This window comes from Paraburkholderia domus, assembly GCF_905220705.1.
Classification (GTDB): domain Bacteria; phylum Pseudomonadota; class Gammaproteobacteria; order Burkholderiales; family Burkholderiaceae; genus Paraburkholderia; species Paraburkholderia domus.
Genome location: NZ_CAJNAT010000001.1, coordinates 1011327 through 1032547 on the forward strand (window position 1 = coordinate 1011327; position 21221 = coordinate 1032547).

The following is a 21221-nucleotide window of genomic DNA, read 5'->3' on the forward strand; positions in this document are numbered from 1 at the left end:
GCTGGCATGCCACCGCCTTGGCAGACATCACAGCGCGCTTACTTGAGTGACTCCTTGGTGGTTTTTGTTGCTTTAGTGAGTTCTATTTCCGATCCCGCTTAGTTCGCTTCCAGCACGACCAACTGGCCCTTCACCGCGATCGCCGCAGCGCTAGGACTCACGCCGCACGTGAAGTCAGTCGACGAATTGCTCTCGGTGCTATGAAAGCGCGTCGATACGTTGATCACGGCGTTGGCGTTGCGCGCGTGAGCTTCCGCGCGCAGCTTTTGTACGGCTTCGGCAAGCGCTTCATGACATGCATCTTCCTGGCTCGACACCTTGCGCGCAATCCGCACCGAGTAAGACACGTCGCCCAATTGGGCCGTCACTGCCGGGTGGCTCTGCTGGCCGAAATACACCGGCACACCGCCGCGCGACTGGCCGCCGGCTGCCGCGAGCGGCAGCGACTTCACGTCCGTGGCACATCCCGCCTGCGTCAGCACTACCACCGCCAGCGCACCCAGTACAAAACGTTTTTTCATTTTTATTGCCCTCGTTTTTTTAAATTCGTGGCCGTTTCAACCGCCCTGCCACCCTTCAAACATCAGGCTTGCGCAACTGCCGCCGAACCCGAATGAAATCGACATCGCCGTACCGATGCGCGCGTCACGCGTCGTGCGCACGAGCGGCATGTCCTCGACGGCAGGCTCCGGCGTCTCGATGCCCGCCGTACCCGCGATGAAACCGTCGCGCATCATCAGCAACGTGTAGATCGCCTCGTGCGCGCCGCACGCGCCGAGCGGATGCCCGGTCATGCCTTTAGTCGACGAGAACGCGGGTACTTCTCCGCCGGATCCGTCGTCAGAAACATCGCCGAATACATCGATTAATGCGCGCAGTTCCTCGACATCGCCAAGCGGCGTCGACGGTGCGTGTGTGTTGATGTAGTCCGGACGCCTGCCCGCTTCACCCAACGCGCCGCGCATCGCCCGTGCGATGCCGGCCGCATGCGGCGCGACCATACCCGCGGTGTCCGTGCAGTCGCCGAAGCCGGTCAGCTCGGCGTAAATGCGGGCGCCGCGCGCCAACGCGTGATCCAGCGCTTCGAGCACCAGCACGCCGCCGCCCGAGGCGATCACGAAGCCGTCGCGCGCCGTATCGTAGGGACGCGAAGCGCGCTGGGGCGTGTCGTTAAAGCTGCGCGACAACGCCCCCATCGAGTCGAACATCAGCGTCATGTTGTCATGCAGCGACTCACTACCGCCGGCGAGCACGATCTGCTGGCGGCCGGTCTGTATCAACTGCATTGCGTGGCCGATGGCGAGCGCCGACGTCGTGCACGCCGACGACGGCGAGTAGCTCACGCCTTCGAGTCCGAACACCTGCGCGACGTTGGCCGACGCGGTGCTGCTCATCGCGTGCGGGACCGTGTACGGCGGGACTTTGTCGACGCCGCGCGCATTCGCAACCGACACAGCCGTGTCATAACTCGACAACGTGCCGACGCCCGAGCCGATCACTGCACCGGCGCGCGGCGAGCGCAACGTAGCGAGGCCAAGCCCGGCGTCGTCGATCGCTTTGCGTGCGGCGTGGCACGCAAAGCGCGCTGTATCGCCCATGAAGCGTTCATGCTTGCGCTCGAACGGCCGCTCCTGCGCGACCGACGCGACGCCTGCCACCTGCGAACCAAAACCGCGCTCACGCCACGCGTCGACCCGCTCGATGCGCGAGCGGCCGGCGCGTAACGCGCCGGATACTTCGTCGAGCGTATTGCCGAGGCACGACACGATCCCCATGCCGGTAACGACCACGCGTTGCAGCGCCCTGCTCATCGAACGCGCCTGAAAATCAACGACGTATTGATGCCGCCGAATGCGAAGTTGTTGCTCATCACATGTTCGGCGTTGATCTCACGGCCTGTGCCGACGATGTAATCGAGCGGCGCACAGGCCGGATCGACGTTCTCCAGATTCAAGGTCGGCGCATACCAGTTGCGCTTCATCATCTCGATGGTCCACCACGCCTCGAGCGCGCCGCACGCGCCGAGCGTATGGCCGACATAGCTCTTGAGCGAACTGATCGGCATGCGCGCGCCAAAGGTTTGCGCGGTAGCATGGCTTTCGGCGATGTCGCCCCGGTCCGTCGAAGTGCCGTGCGCGTTCACGTAAGCGATCGCTTCGGGTGGCAGTTGTGCGTCTCGCAAAGCGAGCTGCATGGCAAGCGCCATGGTTTCAGCGGTCGGCTGGGTCATATGCGCGCCGTCCGAATTGCAGCCAAAGCCGACGATCTCCGCGTGAATCCGCGCGCCACGCGCCACCGCGTGTTCATATTCTTCGAGCACCAGCGTCGCCGCGCCTTCGCCGACCACGAGGCCGTCGCGCGCGGCGTCGAACGGGCGCGGCGTGAGATGCGGCTCGTCGTTGCGCGTGCTCGTCGCGTACAGCGTGTCGAACACAGCGACCGCCGGACCCGACATCTCTTCCGCGCCGCCCGCCAGCATCAGCGTCTGCTTGCCGGCCTGGATCGCTTCATAGGCGTAGCCGATCGCCTGGCTGCCCGATGCGCACGCGCACGAGGTCGGGATGATGCGCCCTTTCAGATCCCAGAACAGGCTGACGTTGACCGCCGTGGTGTGCGGCATCATCTGCACGTAGCTGTTCGACGTGACGTCGCTCATCGAGCCGGTTTGGAGCATGGTGCCGAACGCACGAATCGGCTGCACCGAGCCCGACGACGAGCCGTAGGCGACGCCCATGCGGCCGTCCTTGATGAGCGCGTCATCGGCGAGGCCCGCGTCGGCGAGCGCCAGTTCACTCGCGCGCACCGAATACATCGACACCGGTCCCATCGAACGGGTTTTCTTGCGCGGATAATGCGCAGGCGCTGTGAAGCCCGGCAACGGACACGCGAGCCGCGTATGCAGCGACTCGAAGTAATCCCACTCGGGCATCCGGCGCACTGCATTCACACCGCGCTTCAGCCGCGTTTCGATGACGTCCCAGCTATCGCCGAACGCCGTGACGCCCCCCATGCCGGTAATGACGACGCGCTTCATCACACCATCCCACCATTGACGCCAATCACCTGACGCGTGACATACGAGGCCGCATCCGACATCAGGAAGCCAACCACGGACGCCACTTCGGCAGGCTGGCCGACGCGGTTCATCGGCACCGTCTTCAATGCTTGCTCTAGCGGCATCTGGTCGAGCATGCCAGTTTCGATCAAGCCCGGCGCGACGCAATTGACGGTGATGTTGCGCGTCGCCAGCTCGACGGCGAGCGCCTTGGTCGCGCCGATCAGCCCGGCCTTCGCCGCGCTGTAGTTGACCTGGCCGCGGTTACCCATCACGCCGGAGACCGACGCGATCGTGACGATGCGCCCGCCCTTCTTCGCCCGCACCATCGGCATGGTCAACGGGTGGACGACGTTGTAGAACGAGTCGAGGCCGGTTTCGATCACGATGTCCCAGTCTTCTTCGGTGAGTGCGGGAAACGCGGCGTCGCGAGTCACACCCGCGCTGCACACGATGCCGTAATACGGGCCATGCGCCGCGACGTCCGCCTCGAGCACTTCGCGGCACACGGCGCGCTCACGCACGTCGAATTGCAGGACCCGCGCCGTGCCGCCTTGCGCGGCGATGCCCGTTGCGACGGCCTCGGCTTCGGTGCGGCCCGTGCGGCAATGCACGGACACCGCGAAGCCGTCGGCGGCCAACTTGTACGCAATCGCACGGCCGATGCCGCGGCTTGCGCCGGTAACGAGAACACGCCGGCTCATGAACTGAAACTCCCTTCGATGAATGACTGGAAATCGGGCGGTTGAAAGACCTTGATCACGGCCTCGGCGCAACACACGTCGCCGTGGTGGATCGTGCATTCGTAGGCGGCATGACCTTCTTCGCTGCGCAATAATTCTGTTGCGTGGATCAGCAACTGGGCGCCGCTTGCGAACGACGGTTGCCGAGCTTTGTAGCTGCGCGAGCCAAGCAGCACGCCAGGGCGCGCCCTGCCACCGCCGCGCATGGCGAGCAACGCGACGTGCGCCGCGATGGTCTGCGCCATCAATTCGATGCCGATCCATGCGGGCATCGCGCCGTCGGCGTCGGCATACCAGGCGTCGGACCGTACGGTTGCTCGTGCGCTCAGTGTGTCTTCGCTGAAAGTGTTCACGGCGTCGATCAGCAGCATGGTGCCGCGATGCGGGATGATCGCTTCGATCGGTTGCAGGACGAGATCCTGAATGGCGGGCGTCTGGGTCATCGCGCGTGTCACCGTCCAAGGATCAGGCTGACATTGCTGCCGCCGAACGCAAACGAATTGCTCATCACATATTGCGAGCCCGCGCCGCGCGGCAGGAAGCGTTCGCTTTCGACCAGATCCAGCACCGGCAGCGCGGGATCGGCTTCGCCATCCCACAGATGGCGCGGCAGTGGCACATGCTCGCGCGACAGCGTCAGCCACGCGAAAGCGAGTTCGGTTGCCCCCGCCGCGCCGAGCTGGTGGCCGGTCAGCGGCTTGGTGCCGCTCGTCGCTACGCCGTTGGGGAACACACGCGCCATCAGCTTCGCTTCCATCTCATCGTTCTTACGCGTGGCGGTAGCGTGCAGATTGACATAGCCAATCGCCGACGATGCGACACCCGCATCGGCCAGCGCCGCGTGCAACGCAAGTTCGCCGCCCGCACCCATCGGGTCGGGCGAGGAAATGTGATGCGCGTCGCTCGATTCGCCGACGCCCGCGAGCCGTACTTCCGCTTCATCGCGGCTCATCAGGAACACGGCGGCGCCTTCGCCGACGTTGATCCCGCAGCGATTGCGGCTCATGGGATTGGTGCGCACGCCACTGGTCGATTCGAGCGAGGCGAAACCTTGCACGGTCAACTCGCATAGCGAATCGACGCCACCCACCACGACCGCGTCGCACAGTCGTAATTGCAGCAGCCGGCGCGCCGACGCAAAAGCCTTCGCGCTCGAGGTGCAAGCGGTCGAAATCGTGAACGCCGGGCCCTTCACACCAAGGGCGGCGGCGGCAAACGGCGCGGCGGTACCGATCTCCATCTGCCGGTAATTGAAATTGGCGGGCAGGTCGCCCGCTTGCGCCTGATAGACGAACGCGGCTTCGGCCGCTTCGATGCCCGACGTGCTGGTGCCGAGCACCACGCCGATCCGATGCGCGCCATACCGCTCGCGCGCGGCTTCAACGGCCGGCGCGATCTGCGCCAGTGCGGCCAGCAACAAGCGGTTATTGCGGCAGTCGTAACGCGCGAGCCCGGCCGGCGGCGCTAGTTCCAACGGCGCGAGCACGCTGCCGACAAACGCTTCGCCAACACCCGTATGCGCGTTCGCCATGCCGGGTGCATGACCGGCGGCGAGCGCCGGGACGATTGCATCGAGGTCGCCGCCGAGCGCATTGATCATGCCGAGCGCGTGCAAATAAACTGATGGCGCCTTCATGCGGCCCTCCTTGATTCCGATGGCATGCCGATCGGCGCGAGCAGCACCGACACGAGGATACCGAGCGCTAGCGTGGTGCCGAAACTCTTCAGCGCAGGCATCGCGCTCATGCCGAGCATGCCGAACGACAACAGCGTGGTGGCCGCCGACAGCAGCACGCCGGTCCACACTGCGCCGAGATCCGCGTCCGCGCGCAAGCAGCCTTCGCGCAGAAACACCGCATAGTTTGCGCCAACGCCGAGCACCAGCATCAGCGCGAGCCAGTTGAACAGATTGAGCGGCATGTGAGCGTAGCCGAACACTGCGAGCGTGACGCCGATTGCCAGCAACACCGGCAGCGTCACGGCGATGCCGCCGCGCACGCGATCCCCCTCTCGGCCGTAGCGCAGTGTCAGCAGCACGAGCACGAGCGCGAGTGCCCCGCCGAGCCACCAGCCGCTATCCACGCGATACGCGCCGAACAGCTTCGACACGCTCGCCGCCTTGTCGACGAATACGACGCCAGGCAGCGCCTGCGCGGTGGCGATCAGCGCGGGTTCATTCTGCGGCGTCACGCCTTGTGGAATCACGACCGCTGCATACGCTTTGGTTGTCGAGTCGACGACGCCCAGCCATAGATGTTTGTACGGCTGCGACCACGGCGCGGCGAGCCACGTGTCGACCGTGAGCAACGGCTGCGGTTTCGCATACGCGGCGAGCCAGGCATCGGCGACTTCGTCTTTAAATCCTGCCTGCAGCAGCGTCGCACGCAATGCCGCGGGATCGTCGAATACGTGCTGGGCGAGCAAAGCGCGATCTTCGTTCTGCTGTTTCGCGGACGGCACGAATTGCGCCACCGACTGATAGCTGCCGACCTTGTTCGCCGTGCCGTTCAATCCGTCGAGTTTCGCGCCCAACGCCTCGGCGCGTTGCAAAACGATTTCCGGCGTCTCGCCGCGCACGACAAAAAACTGCGCGCTGTTATCGACGCCGACCGCCTCGCGTACTTTGTCTTCCTGCGCGACCAGCGAAGGATCGCGCTGGATCAGCAGATGGATATCGTCGTCGCTCGTCAGACGCAACCAGCCGGGAACCGCCACGATCAGCAAGAGCGCCGCGACGAACCATGTGCGCTTGCCGCCGATCGTACGATGCCAGACCTTCAGCACACTTGCCGCCCCAGCGAATAAGCGCCGGGGGCTGTGCTTCGGCGCGCGCGTGAGCAACGCAGGCAACAACCACAACACGGAGGCAAACGCCGTCGTAATGCCCGCAATCGCGAAGCATGCAATCTGCTTGAGCGCGGGGAATGGCACCCAGGTGAGGATCGCGTAGCCGAGCAGGCTGGTGGCAAGCGCAACCGTCAAGGCCGGACGTACTGCACGCGCACCGCGGCGCGAATCCCAATCGCGCCCCGCACCGAGATAGACCACGAAATACTGAATTGAATAATCGACCGCTTCGCCGATCAGGCTTGCGCCGAACACCAGCGTCAACAGATGCAATTGGCCGAACACCAGCATCGTCACGGCGAGCGCGCAGACGATGCCGAGCGCCGTCGACACGAAACCGAGCAGCAACAGCCGCGGCGAGCGGAACACCCACATCATCAGCAACGCAATTCCGCACAGCGACGCGACACCGATCAGGTGCACCTCGTGTTCCGATGCGCTGCGGGCCGATTCCGCGTAGAACACCGCACCGGTTCTCGCCACCGACACGTCGGGGAACGCCTGCTTCAACGTGCTTTCGCCTTGTGCAAGCGCGGCGAGCACGGCGTGCTGCGTCGTCGATTCGTAGGCCGAACCCGGCAGCGTGGCAACGATCAGCACGCTGGTCGCGGCACCACGATGCGACACCAGCATGTTGTCTTCGAGTTCGAGATTCGATGTGGCAAGCGGCAAACCGCCGAGCCAGTCTTCGAGCCAGCCGAATGGATCGTCAGCGAGCGACGTGGTCAGGCCGCCGTGTAGCGGGCTGTAGATGCGCTGCGCGAGCGCGTCGCGCAACGCGGGGCGTGAAGCATTGCTCTGCGCAAGCGCTGCACGATCAGCGGGCGCCAGCAAACCGAATCGATAGGGCATGTACAACGCCGCGATCTGCGACAAATCGAACGGCGGCAATTCCGCCGTCACCGAGCCGAACGCCCCACTCTTCTGCAACGATGCGCCGAGTTGTTTCGCGGCCGCTTTCGCGTGCGCGTCGTCGTTGCTGGTGACCAGAAAAACGGTGCGATCGCCCAGCGCGCTCGCCAGCGTATCGACCGCCTTTTCGGCGACCGGATCCGCTTCAGTAGCAGGAAGCAAAGCCAGCAAATTGGTCTGTAGCGGCGACGGTCCCGCGAAACGCCAACCGCAATACAGCGCAGCGACGAACGCGAGCAGCAGCCACGCGGCGCGCACGCCCCATGCCTGTTTCCCGGACCGCTGTTGTAGCACCTGCATTACGGCGCTCCGAGCAAACTGCGCTCGGCGGGCGTCGGATCGGTCACCGCCGCGCTCTTCGCGAAATCGAGCTTCGTGACGTCACCATTCGCGAGCGTGATGCGCAAGCTCTGCAGATAGTCGCCGCCATTCATCTGCAAGCCTTTGATCGACTGCGCGATCTGCGGCTGGTTCGGCGTGAGTTGCATACGCCATTGCGCGGCGCTGCCTTCGGCTTGCACGTCGAATTGCGAATACAGCGCCGACAGATCGCCGCCGAGCATCGCGCGCATCATCTTCGAGACCTGCGCGACGCCGCGTGTGCCCTGGGCGCTGTGTGCCGTCACACGCTGGCCGTTGGCGTCGACTTCGGCGACGCCCGCGTCGGTGATCACGTAGGTGGCTTTGTACGGTGTGTCGATCTGCCAGATCACACCGCGATCGCGGAAGAACAGCAACGAGCCCGTGCTGACGAGCGGCTGCTTCATCGCGGCGAGCGTTTGCGTTTGCGTGAATTGCGCGCGGACGCCCTTCGCTTGAGCGAGGTGCGACGCGATCTGCGAGACGAGAGCCGGATTGCCGGCGGACTGCGCGGCTTCTGCCGCGGACGCCGCGCTCGGCCATGCTGCCAGGTTTAATACGCCTAATGCACCTAGCACGAGCAACCCGCCCACTGCCACACCGCGCAAGTTCATCGTCCCCATACGCGCTCCAGCTTTTCGAATACGACCGGCGGTGACACGAACTGCAATTCCTGTGTCGCGGCATCGACCGCGACCTGGATCGTGTAGCCCTTCGTCAGCCGCGTGCCGGTTGCGCAATCGACAATTTCATAGCCGATTTTCAGGCGATTTTCGTGTTCGAGCAGTTGCGCGCGCACTTCGATCGCCTGGCCGTAGGTGGCCGGGCGCACATACTTCAGATGCGCCTCGACGATCGGCCACAGGTAACCCGATGCCTGCATCTCCCGGTAGTCGTAATCGAAGGTGCGTAAGAGCGCCGCGCGGCCGATCTCGAAGTACTTCAGATAGTGGCCATGCCAGCACACGTTCATCGCGTCGACGTCGTGAAACGGCACTTCGACCGTCGCGCTGGCTGTCAGCACTTTGGGGGAGCCGGTCATGCGTTCGAACCTCCGCGATAGTCCTTCAACAGATCGCACGCGGCGATGCGCGCGGTCAGCGCACGCAGGTCGCTTTCCAGCGCGCGGTCTTCGTCGACGAACGGCGACTGTGCCGTCACGCTGTCGATGAAGGCTTGCAGCGGCGCGGGAACCGGCGTGGCGCTGTCGATCTTCAAACGCAAACGTGCGGCTTGCACCGTCGCCAGCGTGTGCGCGGCGGCGACCTGCTCGGTCAACTCCAGCACGCGCAAACAGTCGCGCGCGGCGATCGTGCCCATGCTGACCTTGTCCTGATTGTGCGCCTCAGTCGAGCGCGAGAAGACGCTCGCGGGCATCGTGTTCTTCAACGCTTCGGCCGTCCATGCGGACGATGATATTTGCACGGCCTTGAAACCGTGATTGATCGCGGCACGCGCGGGCGCTGCACCCGACAGATTGCGCGGCAAGCCGTTGTTGAAGTTCACGTCGACCAGCAGCGCGAGCTGCCGGTCCATCAGATCGGCCAGATTGGCGACCGCGACTTTCAGCGAGTCCATCGCAAACGCGATATGGCCGCCGTAGAAGTTGCCGCCGTGCAGCACGCGCTCGTTGTCGGGGTCGATCAACGGATTGTCGTTCGCGCTGTTCAGTTCGTTCTCGACATCGCGGCGCACCCACGACAAGGCATCGCGCGCCACGCCGATCACGTGCGGCGCGCAGCGAATCGAATAGCGGTCTTGCAGACGATGCCCCGGCGTATCGTCGCGACCGGTCAGGTCATCGCGAATCCATGCTGCGGCTTCGGCCTGCCCTGCGTGCGGCTTCACTTCGAACAGGGTGGCGTCAAAGTGCGCGGCGCGGCCGTCGAGTGCGACCGTGGAGAGTGCTGTAAGACGTGCGGTGAGGCGCGTCAGATGATCGGCGCGCGCGAACGCGAGACAGGCCAGCCCCGTCATTACCGCGGTGCCGTTCATCAGCGCGAGGCCTTCTTTCGGCGCGAGCGTCAAGGGCGTATGACCGAGTTCCGTCCAGACCTCCCGCACGTCGCGCAAGGTGCCGTCGAACATCACGTCGCGCTCGCCCGCAAGCGCGGCGGCCACATACGAGAGCGGCGTCAGATCGCCACTTGCGCCGACCGAGCCTTCCGACGGAATGCGCGGCAAGACGCGATGATTGATCAGATCGGCGAGGCGCTCGAGCAACACGGGACGCACGCCGGAAAAACCGTAGGCCAGCGAGTTGAGCCGCGCGGCAATCACGGCGAGCGTTTGCGCGTCGTCGAGATACTGGCCCATGCCGCAGCCGTGATATCGCGTCAGCTGCAATGGCAAGGCCTCGACGAGTTCCATCGGCACGTCGACCACGCACGCGTCGCCATAGCCGGTGTTGACGCCGTACACGGTCGCGCCCGCCGCGAGATGCCGGCGCAGGAAATCCGCGCCGCGCTGGATGCGCGCGCGCCACGCCGGGTCGGCGCTCAACGCGACAGGCGCACGATGCTGCGCGATCGCGACGACTTCTTCGATCGTCAGCTTGCGGCCACCGACGGTCACCGTCGCTGCATTTGCTGGTGCGTTCGCGCGCGCGCTGACGTTCGGCGCCTCGGTCAGATCATGTTCGGCCATGCGTGCCTCGCTTGGGGCTGGCCCAGAAATCGAAGAAATTGAACCATTGATAAGGTGCCTTGCGGCAATAGTGTTCGAGTCGTGCCGCGTAGCGCTGCGCCCACGCGGCAAGATGCTGCGCGCGTTCGCGGCGCGGCAACTCGATGCGTTCGGCAAACGGTTCGAAATACAGACGATAACCGTCGCGCTCTTTCAGGCAAAAGAACAGATAGACGGGGCAGCCCAACGCATGCGCGAGCACGTAAGGGCCTTGCGCGAACGGGGCATTCGCGCCGAGAAATTGCGCTTCGGTCGTGCGGCCCGCTTCGTGTGCCGGCACGCGGTCGCCGACGATCACCAGCAGCTCGCCCGCATCGACGCGCTCCTGCATCATCATCGCGGTCTCGGGACCGAAGTTGCTGACTTCGAGGAGATGCCGCGCGAACTGGCTATTGGCCGACGCCAGCACGCTATTGAAGCGCCGTGCATGTTCGGTGTAGACGACGGCCGTGACTTTGGCGTGGGCGCCTTGCGCGGCGAGCGCGCGGGTCATTTCCAGATTGCCGAGATGCGCGCCGATCACGAGCGCACCCTTGCCGCTCGCCACCAAGGCTTCGAATGCCGATGGGTCTTCGAATTTGACGTCGGCGCTGTTGACACGGCCGGACCATGCCGCGAGCTTGTCGAAGCCCGATTGCGCAAACGCGAGCATGTGGCGATAGGCGGACAGCCAGCCTGGACGTGGCGTATCGCCGTGCGGCGCGGCTTCGCCAAGACGCGTGAAGTAGGTGCTCGATGCCTCGCGCGCGGCGCGGCCGGTCAGCAGAAAATACGCGACGATCGGATGCAGCCAGAGCGCGGTGAAACGGCGGCCGAACAGCTTGCAACTGAGCGCGAGCAAGGACATGCCCAGATGGCTGCCGCGTTCGGCGATCCGCCACCAGTCCTGGGGGCTCGGTTCGTGTGGTTCGCCCGCCTCGCCCGGTTCGCCCGGTTCGCTTGCGATGGCCGCGCGGTGTGGCATCATTTTGTGCGCGAGCAGCATCGGCAGTCGCCACAGCATGCCGAACACGAGCCGCGTATGGCTGCGGCTGATGCGCACGTTGTCCCACAGCACGTCGAAATGCGAGACGCCATCGGTTGCATAGGTGACGCGCGTAGGAATCGAGCGGAACGCTGCCCGCCGCCAGTGGAGGCGCACGAGAATTTCGATATCGAAGTCCATACGCGTCGGCAGTTGCACGCTGTCGATCAGCTCGCAGGCCAGCGCAAGCGGATACAGGCGGAAGCCGCACATTGAATCGCGAATCGTCAGCGAGAGCGTTTCGATCCACACCCACACGTGCGTCAAATAGCGGCCGTAGAGACGAGACTTCGGCACGCTCTCGTCGTAGACCGGACGGCCGAGGATCACCGCACCCGGCTCGGCTTGCGACGCTTCGATGAAACGCGGCACGTCCGTCGCGTCGTGCTGGCCATCGGCGTCGATCTGCAGAGCGTGGCTGTAACCTGCGGCGCGCGCGGCGCGCAGTCCCGCCATCACGGCCGCGCCCTTGCCACCGTTGATCGGCAAGCGCAGCAGCGTGAGCTGCCCCGTGTACGGCTGCGCCAGCGCGGCAAGCACCTGCTGGGTCGCCTCATCGCTGCCGTCGTCGACGACAAAGATCGGCAAGCCGTGCACCGCGAGATGGGCGACGGTCGCGCCGATCGCGTCCTTGTGGTTGTAAATCGGAATGACGATGCACGGAGCGAAGCTCATCACGCAGGCTCCCGATACACGAGTACGCCGGATGCGCATTCATGCCCGCTCAGCCGGTACGCGAACTGCACTCGCCCACGCGCGGCGTCGTGTGCGAGCGTGAGATTCAGCACCGCGCCCGGCGGCACGGGCGCCATGAACTTGAGCCGGTCGACCGATACCAGCGCGCGCACAGCGGGCAGTTGTTCGGCGGCTAGACGCATGGCCCAGTGCACCTGCACCACGCCCGGCAGAATCGGCAGACCGGGGAAGTGGCCGGCGAAATGCACGAGTGTCGGCGGCACGCGCAGTTCGTAATGCAACGTATCGGCGCTGCGGGCAACGGCCAGCACTTCCACACCGTCCGTACGCGGCTCGAAAGCCGCTGCGACCGCGGCCACCGGCAGTTTGCCGCGCGAGTCGAAGGGCAATGTGAGGCGAAAACGCCAATGACGCGGCAGCACCACCACGTCGAAATACTCAGCGAGATGCCGGCGCAGGGTTTGCGCGAGCAGCACGCGGCCTTCGTCGCGCAATGCCTCGCTGCCCGCTTCGGTCAGCGCCACCACGGCGCCCACGCGATCGCGCGAGGCGCCTTCCAGCGGCACGATCGCCGCTTGCGCGACATACGGATGCAGCGCGAGACGCGCTTCGAGCTCCGGCAGCGACACGCGCTTGCCGTCGAGCTTGAGCACGCGATCGAGACGGCCTTGCAGACGGAAGCGGCCATCGGCGTCGAAGGCGATTTTGTCGTCCGTACGATGCCAGCCGGTGTGATCGAGATGCGGCGAGCGGACATTCAGCGCGCCGTCTTCGTCGCGGCGCACTTCGATGCCGGTCACCGGTTGCCAGGCATCGGTCTGGTCCTGACGACGCCACGCAATGCCGCCGGTTTCCGTACTGCCGTAGATTTCGAGCGGCGCAGCGCCATACGCGGCGGCGTATTCCTGCGCGGCTTCCAGGGCGAGCGGACCGCCTGAAGAAAAGAACGCACGCGGCGCCGGCGTCAACGCGGCGAAGCCAGGCAACGCGGGCCAACGCGACAATTGCGCGGGCGTCGAGACGACCACCGTCGCGCCGCATTGCTCGATCTGTGTTTGCAAATGCAAAGGTTCAATGCTCATCGCGCGGTCGAACGCGCGGCCCGCGGCAAGCGGCCACAACACACGAAACAGTAAACCGTAGATGTGATGATGCGGCACGCTCGCGAGCATCGTCGCATCGCCGAGCAAAGCGCCCCACTGCTTTTCGAGCGTGTGCACTTCGGCGTTGAACTGCGCGAGGGTCTTGCGGATCGGCTTGGGGGTGCCGCTGCTACCCGACGTGTAAAGCGTCAATGGGGCTTGCGGATCGATCGTGTGTGAGGTGTCTAGCGCGCGCGTGGCATCAGCGTCGGCGTCTTGCACACCATGCGGCAGGTCGGCGTCGGTCAGCACAGCGTCATACGCGTCCTTAAGATCGGCTAGATAGCCCGGCGTCGCATTGGCCGGAATCACCGGCTCCTTGCCGCACGCGAACAACGCAAACAACGCGCAAGCGAAATCGAACGGATCGTCGATACACAACGCGTAGCGTCGCGCAGCTTGCGTTTGCATCAGCGTGACCAGCGTCGAGACGCGCGCGCGAAACGCCGCGCGATCGAGCACCGTCGCGCCGTCGCGGCATACGGGCGCATTCACGACGGAGGCCTGATGGCCTACCAGCAACAGATCATGCAACGCGATCATGCCGCCTCCGAACGCGCGGCTCGCGGCAGTACCACCAGATAACGCCAGATGACCTCGGCCACTAGCAACACACCGATCAGCCCATAAGCGATCGCGCCGTTGTAGAGCGACCAGCTTGCACGGCTCCAGTACAGCGCCGTATATGCGGAGAACGCGCCGTTCGTCGCGAAAAATACGCACCACACCTGGGTCACGCGCCACGTATGGCGCACGGCGCCTGCCGGTAAATTCGGATTACCCAGCCGCGCGAATTTTTCGATCATCGACGGCCCGCGCACGAGCGTCGCGCCGAACGCGATCAAGAGGCCCAGATTGACGAGCGACGGATAGAGGCGCAGCAACAACTCGCTATTGGTGAACACGATCGCCGCCGAGGCGCAGCTCAGCAAGCCGACCACGGTCCAATCGATCGTGGAGAGCCGGCGCAGCGAAGTCGCAACCGGACCGCTACCGGCCCAGCGCTGCAGCCACAGAATCGCAAACAGCATGCAGCCGACATAGCGTGGCGTGTCCCAGCGCCAGGCACACAGAATCAACGCGGGATAGGCGAGTTTCAGCAGGACCTGCACTACCGTTTTGGCCCAGTGGCGCTCCGTGCCGGGCGATGCCTCGGCGGGCTGGCTCGCCGCCGCTTGCATTCGCGAGCGCACGGATGGCATCAGCCTTGCGCCGCCAGCAGGGATTCGACCGCACCGATCACATCACCGACCGTGCGCACTGACTTGAATTCTTCCGGCTTGATGCGGCGGCCGGTCATTTCCTGCAGTTTGATCGCGAGGTCGACGGCGTCGATGCTATCGAGATCGAGGTCTTCGAAGAGATGCGCGTCGGGCGTCACGCGCTCCGGCTCGATCGCGAAGTTCTCTTTGAAGATGGCGCGGATGCGTTCAAGAATCTCTGCCTCGGACACGATTTACTCCCCCTTTTTTTCGGTTTCGTTCACAGCGTGCACCGCTTCGCGTTGACTCGCGACCAGCGCGGCCAGCGTGCTGATCGAGCGGAAGTGATCGCGGGTGCGTTCGTCGTTCGCTGCGATGGTCAGTTGGTATTGTTTGCGCAGCACGATGCCGATCTCGAGCGCGTCGATCGAGTCGAGACCGATGCCGTCGGTGTCGAACAACGGTGCGTCGTCGTCGATATCGGCCGGGCTCAGGTCTTCCAGATCGAGGGCTTCGATCAGAAGCTGTTTAATTTCCAGTTTTAAAGAATCCATAATCGAACAGGTGCTGAGTAATGTGTGCTTCGATGGCGCTGGTCACGCTGCGCGCCGCGAGAGACGGTGAAGTGTCGGGGTCCGCGAACTGCTCGACGCCAAGCGGCTCGAGCACGTTCACGCGCATCCGGAAAGCGCGCGCCGGCACGTCGTACCAGCGCATCTGCTTGGTGAACGCCGGCGGATCGCAATCCATCAGCACCGGCACGATCGGCGCGCCGACCTTCAACGCCATGTGCGCAAAACCTCGCGAAAACGCGTGCAGCCGGTTCGGCGCGGGGCTGCGCGTGCCTTCGGGAAAAATAATCATCGTATAGCCCGCTGCGAGCTGCCGGGCGCCGGCTTCGACGAGCTCCGAGGGGTCGGCATTGCTCACATATTCCGCCGAGCGCACGATTCCCCAGAAACACGGGTTGCCCCAGTGTGCGTTTTTCACGACGCAACAGGCACGCGGCGTGAGCGACAACAGCACCATCACGTCCAGGTACGTCGGGTGATTGGCGACCACGATCGTCGGGCCACCGGCGCGCAATGCCTCGGCGCCCGTTACCTCGAGCTCCATCACGCCGATGCGCCGCAATACCGCGACCAGCGCGCGGAAGAACCAGTGGATCACGGTCGTCACCGTGCGCTGACGCGACGCCCGATGCGGCCACAGCCACGCAAGCGGGAACACCAGTACCGAAAACAGCACGCCACAGATGCCGAACACCACGAAGGCCATACCCGTCGCGCAGAACCGCCAAAGAAAATCAAGCCGCGCGTTCATGCCACCTCCAATGCCAGGCCGCGCCGGCGCCCTGCCAGACGGCAGGCCCGCCCGTTTCCAGACAGTGCAGCAGCGCCTGGCTCTGGGTCGCGAAACTTTCGTCCGCGCTTTCCCGGCCTGCGCGGCTTGCCTCCTGCCCGGCCTCGGGCTCCGGCCCGCCTGCACCGGACGTCGTGCAGACCAACTGCCCCGCCGCTGCTTCGCCATTCAGCAGGATCGCGATTGCGCCGCCCTGCACTTCGTCCTCAATTGTGCCGTACGCCGGATCGGCCGGTTCGTCAGCGTACACCAGCAGCACCGGCGAACCGGGCTGCGTTGCGTATTGCGCGTACGCTTCCAGCAGCGCGTAGCCGAGCGTCTCAGCGCCGGCCGAGATCGCGCTGGCAGCGGAACGATCGCCGCGCGCAATGCCGAACACCCCGGTCATTGCGTTCAGCACCGACAGGCTGAAGGCGGTCGGCGAGACCGGCTCACCCGCGCTGATGGTGCGCAGGATGTCCGTAGTGCGCCGCAATTCGCCGTGGCGTGAAGCGAACACGACCCGAACTTCGTCCTGCGTCACGCAATCGTGCGCGACTTTCAGGGCGACCTTGGACAGCGTGCTCAGGCGACGCCGCACGATCGGCTCGATAAAGCCGATATCGGGTGCGGCAGATGCGGCAGCAGGCCAGCTAGACCAGCGAGCGACCGGAATGGTCCAGTGCAGATCGGGCATATCGGTGTTCGCGCGTAGAAGCAAGGAGGGGCTGAGGGCGCCTGACGGAATACGCAGCCGTCACAGCGTCTGCGCGCCGCGCGGAACGACAATCTCCAGCCGGGGTCAATCCAATCTTCTTATATGGGGTCCAGCGATTTAACGGCACTTGGCCCTGATTATTTAGGCGCCTTTGCCAATTAGTCTGATGGATTGGCAAAGGCTCCCTATGGTCGCCGGAATCATACTGAATATTCTGGATTAATTCAGCCACAAAAGACGTATCTATCTGTATCCGTATCGCTGGTGCGACGGGTGACTGGACAGCGCCAAAATGCAGGCCTGGCGGCCTTTGCACAACCTGCGACAGGGCCAGAAAGTCGCTGCCAGCACAGCTTTGCGGCCCAGGCGGACGCTGCCGCACCCACAAATAGACACAAATACTTTCATTTAACTTTCCAAGCGAGTGTTTCGTTTGGGAACACTTCAATGCTTCGGGCCCTATCTGTTGAGTGCTGCGGTGTGTCGCTCAGATCGCACGCACGAATTACGGGCGCTTACCGCAGTGCTATTTTTGCGAGGAATCGGCGGCGCGCTTTTGCAGACTTGTACCAATCATTCTCGGCGTCCAGACCGCTACCCTGTCGATCACACCTGCGTCGGCGCGCTCGGCGCGTGCTTTATGCGGGTTGCGAAGCAAAAACGGCCCGGCAGGATCACCTGCCGGGCCGTTTTTTGTTGCGCCGCAGCGTATGCCGTTCGCCGTGCCGGCGTACTGCTTATTGCAAGACCTTCGCACCCGGCGCCGAGGCCGGCGCAGCCGCGGGCGCGGCGCCCGTCGTCGCGACTTCGTTCGACACCCCGCCGTTCTTGTCGACGGGAATCTTGACGGTATGGACCACGCCGTTGCCCAGGGGGAAGTCGGCCAGCGCGCTGCGTGCCAGGTACGGCATCGCTCTCACCAGCGACGATTCTTCGTCCGAGTTGCGCGCCGTCACGTTATAGACCTCTTTGCCACTGGCGCGCTCGGTGATGCGCACGCCGAGCAGATGCGTGAAGATCGGGTAGCTCTGGTTCACATAAGCCGTCGGAAACGCGCCCCATGGCCCCCACGGATCGAACGGCCGGCCCCAATACGGCGCCGGCCAGGGGTTGTAATACACCGGCTGCGCGACCGTCACCATGTCCGAGCGAATCCCGTACGACAACCCGACCAGATAACGCGCCTGGGAGGTGTCGACCTGACGGAACGCGTGTGTGGCAAGTTCGTTGCCGACCAGGCGTTCGTACGTGGTGAGTTCGAGATTGTTCTGCTGATCCGCCGCCCGCGTGAAGGCATAGGTACGGGTGGCGTCGTTGCCGCTCCAGTCGGAGAACGCCGTGACCTGGGAGGTCACGTAGGTCGTACAGCCGGACAGCAACACCGTCAACGTGGCCAGCAGCAGCGTGGCGCGGCGGGTCCATCGATCGAATTTCATGGTCTACCTCGTGATGCCTGTTTTCGCCATTCTTGAGCGGGTCGGTTCGTGCGCACGCTTTGATGCGCCGAGCGGCCCCGATAATACGCTGACCAGGCAATTCGGTAAAAAGTTCGCTCCGCACGATCCGCCGAGCCTTTGTACAATGGCTCGACAAGCCCGGCTCGCGCGCCATAAGCACGCGTGACGGCTCGAGTCCCATCACTACAGAACGCCATGGCCGATACCGCAACGCCCAATGTGATCCGCCGCGCCGATTACGCGCCGCCCGCCTTCCTGATCGACACCGTCGCACTGGAGTTCGATCTGGTTCCCGAACGCACCGTCGTCAGGAACACGATGCGGGTGCGCCGCAACCCGGACGCGTCCCACGCCTCGAATCTCGAACTGATGGGCGAACAACTCGAGTTCGTCAGCGCCACGATCGACGGCGCCCCGTTCGACAACGCGCATGCGCACGAGCACGGCCTCACGCTCAGCAACGTGCCGGATCACTTCGAACTCACGATCACCAGCATCTGCAATCCCGCGGAGAACACCACGCTGTCGGGCCTGTATGTGTCGGGCGGCAACTTCTTCACGCAGTGCGAGGCCGAGGGCTTTCGCCGCATCACGTATTTCCTCGACCGCCCTGACGTGATGGCGACCTTCACGGTCACGCTGCGCGCCAGCAAGGCCGACTATCCGGTGCTGCTGTCGAACGGCAATCTGCTCGAAGAAGGCGATCTGCCGGACGGCCGCCATTTCGCCCGCTGGGAAGATCCGTTCAGGAAACCAAGCTATCTGTTCGCGCTCGTCGCGGGCAAGCTGGTCGCACTCGAAGAACGCGTGAAGAGCGGCTCGGGCAAGGAAAAGCTGCTGCAGGTGTGGGTTGAGCCACACGATCTGGACAAGACCCGTCACGCAATGGATTCGCTGATCAACTCGATCCGCTGGGACGAGGCGCGCTTCGGGCTGGAACTGGATCTGGACCGCTTCATGATCGTCGCGGTGAGCGACTTCAACATGGGCGCGATGGAAAACAAGGGGCTCAACATCTTCAACACGAAGTACGTGCTGGCGAACCCCGAAACGGCAACGGACACCGACTTCGCGAACATCGAGGCGGTGGTCGGCCATGAGTACTTCCACAACTGGACCGGCAACCGCGTGACGTGCCGCGACTGGTTCCAGCTGAGCCTGAAAGAAGGTCTGACGGTGTTCCGCGATCAGGAGTTCTCGGCTGACATGGCGGGCGGCGCCACAGACGAAGCCGCACGCGCCACCAAACGCATCGAAGACGTGCGCGTGCTGCGCCAGATGCAGTTCGCCGAAGACGCGGGTCCGATGGCGCACCCGGTGCGTCCGGAAAGCTACGTCGAGATCAACAACTTCTACACGATGACGGTCTACGAAAAGGGCTCGGAAGTCGTGCGGATGTATCAGACGCTGTTCGGCCGCGACGGTTTCCGCAAGGGCATGGACCTGTACTTCAAACGTCATGACGGCCAGGCCGTGACCTGCGACGATTTCCGTCACGCGCTGGCTGATGCGAACGGCCGCGATCTCGCACAATTCGAGCGCTGGTATAGCCAGGCGGGCACGCCGCGCGTCTCGGTACGCACGAGGTACGACGCCGCGCAACAACGCTACAGCGTGACGCTCGCGCAAGGTTATGGCGATGCCGCCCCGGCCGCGCGCGAAACGCAAAAGGGCCCGCTGCTGATTCCATTCGCGATCGGTCTGATCGGCAAGGACGGCAGCGACCTCTCACTGCAACTGGAAGGCGAAACCAGGGCTTCGGATTCCACCACACGCGTGCTGGATTTCACGCAGACCGAACAGACCTTTACGTTCGTCAACGTCGCACAAGAACCACTCCCTTCGCTGCTGCGTAATTTCTCGGCGCCGGTGATCGTCGAATACGACTATTCGGCTGACCAGCTCGCCTTCCTGCTCGCGCATGACAGCGATCCGTTCAATCGCTGGGAGGCCGGCCAACGGCTCGCCACGCGCGAGTTGCTGACCCTCGCTGGACGCGCCGCGACGGGCGTGCCGCTGCAGCTCGACGACTCGGTCGTCGCCGCGTTCGCCCGCGTGCTGACCGACGAAACGCTCTCGCCCTCATTCCGCGAACTGGCGTTGATGCTGCCGTCGGAAGCGTATCTGGCTGAACAGATGGCGGAATCGAATCCGGCTGCCGTCCACGCCGCACGGCAGTTCGTGCGCAAGCGTCTCGCGAACGCGCTCAGGAAGGACTGGCTCGCCGTGTACGAAAAGCACCGTACGCCGGGTGCGTATGAAGCGACGCCGGAAGCCTCCGGCCATCGTGCGTTGAAGAATCTTGCGTTGTCGTATCTCGCGGAACTGGACGATCCGGCTGAAGCAGTGCGCCTCGCGTCCGCGCAATACGACGCCGCCAACAACATGACCGACCGCTCGGCGGCGCTCTCGGCATTGCTCAATGCAGCGGCGGCGAATGGCGGCAGCATTGAAGCGCAGCAGGCGCTGGACGACTTCTACCGGCGCTTCGAGAAGGAGCCGCTCGTCATCGACAAGTGGTTTGCCCTGCAAGCCACGCAACGCGGCAGCGCGCAGCGTCCGGTGATCGAGATCGTGCGCAAGCTGATGGCGCATCCGGCGTTCAACCTGAAGAACCCGAACCGCGCGCGCTCGCTGATTTTCAGCTTCTGCGCCGCGAACCCCGCGCAGTTCCACGCTGAAGACGGCTCGGGCTACGCGTTCTGGGCCGACCAGGTGATCGCGCTCGACGCCATCAATCCGCAAGTGGCCGCCCGCCTCGCCCGTTCGCTGGAACTGTGGCGCCGCTTTACGCCGACGCTGCGCGACGGCATGCGCGCGGCGCTGGAGAAAGTGGCGTCGCAGGTGAAATCGCGCGACGTGCGCGAGATCGTGGAGAAAGCGTTGGCGTGATGATCGTTTGAAATTGCTTCCTGCATCGAAAGCCGGCACGTGTTGCCGGCTTTTTTTCGTCCTGAATCTCGCCATGAGGCGGCGTGCGGACGTCAACGTTAGCCGTCTGGACGACTGTTCATGTCGCCTTGGCAGGATGAAAGTAAA

At 64.3% G+C, this 21221-nt stretch carries 19 protein-coding genes; 1 reads left to right on the forward strand and 18 read right to left on the reverse strand.

The features are described 5' to 3' along the window. Positions 1–98: 98 nt before the first annotated feature. From KHO31_RS04425 to KHO31_RS04510, 18 genes are all read right to left on the reverse strand, one after another. Entirely contained in the window at positions 99–521 is a 423-nt protein-coding gene (locus KHO31_RS04425; RefSeq protein WP_201070448.1) for a YbjQ family protein, read from the reverse strand. A gap of 36 nt (positions 522–557) precedes the next feature. Continuing rightward, complete coding sequence (locus tag KHO31_RS04430; protein ID WP_201070450.1) at positions 558–1811, reverse strand: beta-ketoacyl synthase N-terminal-like domain-containing protein; 1254 nt, start codon at positions 1809–1811, stop codon at positions 558–560. Continuing rightward, positions 1808–3034: a beta-ketoacyl-ACP synthase gene (locus KHO31_RS04435; protein ID WP_201084709.1), complete on the reverse strand. Its 1227-nt coding sequence runs from the start codon at positions 3032–3034 to the stop codon at positions 1808–1810. The genes KHO31_RS04430 and KHO31_RS04435 overlap by 4 nt, the downstream gene beginning before the upstream one ends. Next, positions 3034–3759 carry a 3-ketoacyl-ACP reductase FabG2 gene (locus KHO31_RS04440; RefSeq protein WP_201070455.1) on the reverse strand — a complete coding sequence of 242 codons (726 nt, stop codon included), beginning with the start codon at positions 3757–3759 and terminating at the stop codon, positions 3034–3036. The genes KHO31_RS04435 and KHO31_RS04440 overlap by 1 nt, the downstream gene beginning before the upstream one ends. Further along, the gene (locus KHO31_RS04445) at positions 3756–4241 is read right to left on the reverse strand and encodes a hotdog family protein (RefSeq protein WP_201107688.1); all 486 of its coding nucleotides are present in this window, start codon (positions 4239–4241) and stop codon (positions 3756–3758) included. Before KHO31_RS04445 ends, KHO31_RS04440 begins: the two co-directional genes overlap by 4 nt. Before the next feature lie 8 nt (positions 4242–4249). Further along, a complete protein-coding gene (locus KHO31_RS04450; RefSeq protein WP_201070458.1) occupies positions 4250–5434 on the reverse strand; it encodes a beta-ketoacyl-[acyl-carrier-protein] synthase family protein in 1185 nt (394 codons plus the stop codon). Then, positions 5431–7857, reverse strand: coding sequence for an MMPL family transporter (locus KHO31_RS04455; protein WP_211622809.1), 2427 nt, complete (start codon positions 7855–7857; stop codon positions 5431–5433). Before KHO31_RS04455 ends, KHO31_RS04450 begins: the two co-directional genes overlap by 4 nt. Then, positions 7857–8540 carry an outer membrane lipoprotein carrier protein LolA gene (locus tag KHO31_RS04460; protein WP_201070460.1) on the reverse strand — a complete coding sequence of 228 codons (684 nt, stop codon included), beginning with the start codon at positions 8538–8540 and terminating at the stop codon, positions 7857–7859. The genes KHO31_RS04455 and KHO31_RS04460 overlap by 1 nt, the downstream gene beginning before the upstream one ends. After that, positions 8528–8959: an acyl-CoA thioesterase gene (locus KHO31_RS04465; protein WP_201070461.1), complete on the reverse strand. Its 432-nt coding sequence runs from the start codon at positions 8957–8959 to the stop codon at positions 8528–8530. The genes KHO31_RS04460 and KHO31_RS04465 overlap by 13 nt, the downstream gene beginning before the upstream one ends. Next, positions 8956–10563, reverse strand: coding sequence for an HAL/PAL/TAL family ammonia-lyase (locus KHO31_RS04470; protein ID WP_201070462.1), 1608 nt, complete (start codon positions 10561–10563; stop codon positions 8956–8958). The genes KHO31_RS04465 and KHO31_RS04470 overlap by 4 nt, the downstream gene beginning before the upstream one ends. Further along, positions 10550–12301 carry a glycosyltransferase family 2 protein gene (locus KHO31_RS04475; RefSeq protein ID WP_211622810.1) on the reverse strand — a complete coding sequence of 584 codons (1752 nt, stop codon included), beginning with the start codon at positions 12299–12301 and terminating at the stop codon, positions 10550–10552. The genes KHO31_RS04470 and KHO31_RS04475 overlap by 14 nt, the downstream gene beginning before the upstream one ends. Further along, positions 12301–14007: an AMP-binding protein gene (locus tag KHO31_RS04480; RefSeq protein WP_201084712.1), complete on the reverse strand. Its 1707-nt coding sequence runs from the start codon at positions 14005–14007 to the stop codon at positions 12301–12303. Before KHO31_RS04480 ends, KHO31_RS04475 begins: the two co-directional genes overlap by 1 nt. Next, positions 14004–14666: a COG4648 family protein gene (locus KHO31_RS04485; RefSeq protein WP_201084713.1), complete on the reverse strand. Its 663-nt coding sequence runs from the start codon at positions 14664–14666 to the stop codon at positions 14004–14006. Before KHO31_RS04485 ends, KHO31_RS04480 begins: the two co-directional genes overlap by 4 nt. Next, positions 14666–14917, reverse strand: coding sequence for an acyl carrier protein (locus KHO31_RS04490; RefSeq protein ID WP_020069032.1), 252 nt, complete (start codon positions 14915–14917; stop codon positions 14666–14668). Before KHO31_RS04490 ends, KHO31_RS04485 begins: the two co-directional genes overlap by 1 nt. Positions 14918–14920: 3 nt before the next feature. Next, positions 14921–15220 carry a phosphopantetheine-binding protein gene (locus KHO31_RS04495; RefSeq protein ID WP_201070468.1) on the reverse strand — a complete coding sequence of 100 codons (300 nt, stop codon included), beginning with the start codon at positions 15218–15220 and terminating at the stop codon, positions 14921–14923. Further along, on the reverse strand, positions 15195–15989 hold the full coding sequence (locus KHO31_RS04500) for a lysophospholipid acyltransferase family protein (RefSeq protein ID WP_201070471.1): 795 nt from the start codon (positions 15987–15989) through the stop codon (positions 15195–15197). The genes KHO31_RS04495 and KHO31_RS04500 overlap by 26 nt, the downstream gene beginning before the upstream one ends. Beyond that, the gene (locus tag KHO31_RS04505) at positions 15973–16704 is read right to left on the reverse strand and encodes a beta-ketoacyl synthase chain length factor (protein WP_211622812.1); all 732 of its coding nucleotides are present in this window, start codon (positions 16702–16704) and stop codon (positions 15973–15975) included. Before KHO31_RS04505 ends, KHO31_RS04500 begins: the two co-directional genes overlap by 17 nt. A gap of 758 nt (positions 16705–17462) precedes the next feature. Then, entirely contained in the window at positions 17463–18161 is a 699-nt protein-coding gene (locus tag KHO31_RS04510; RefSeq protein ID WP_201070477.1) for a DUF4136 domain-containing protein, read from the reverse strand. A gap of 216 nt (positions 18162–18377) precedes the next feature. Between KHO31_RS04510 and pepN the strand changes: the two genes are divergently transcribed. Continuing rightward, a complete protein-coding gene (pepN, locus tag KHO31_RS04515; RefSeq protein WP_201084714.1) occupies positions 18378–21074 on the forward strand; it encodes an aminopeptidase N in 2697 nt (898 codons plus the stop codon). Positions 21075–21221: the final 147 nt, after the last annotated feature.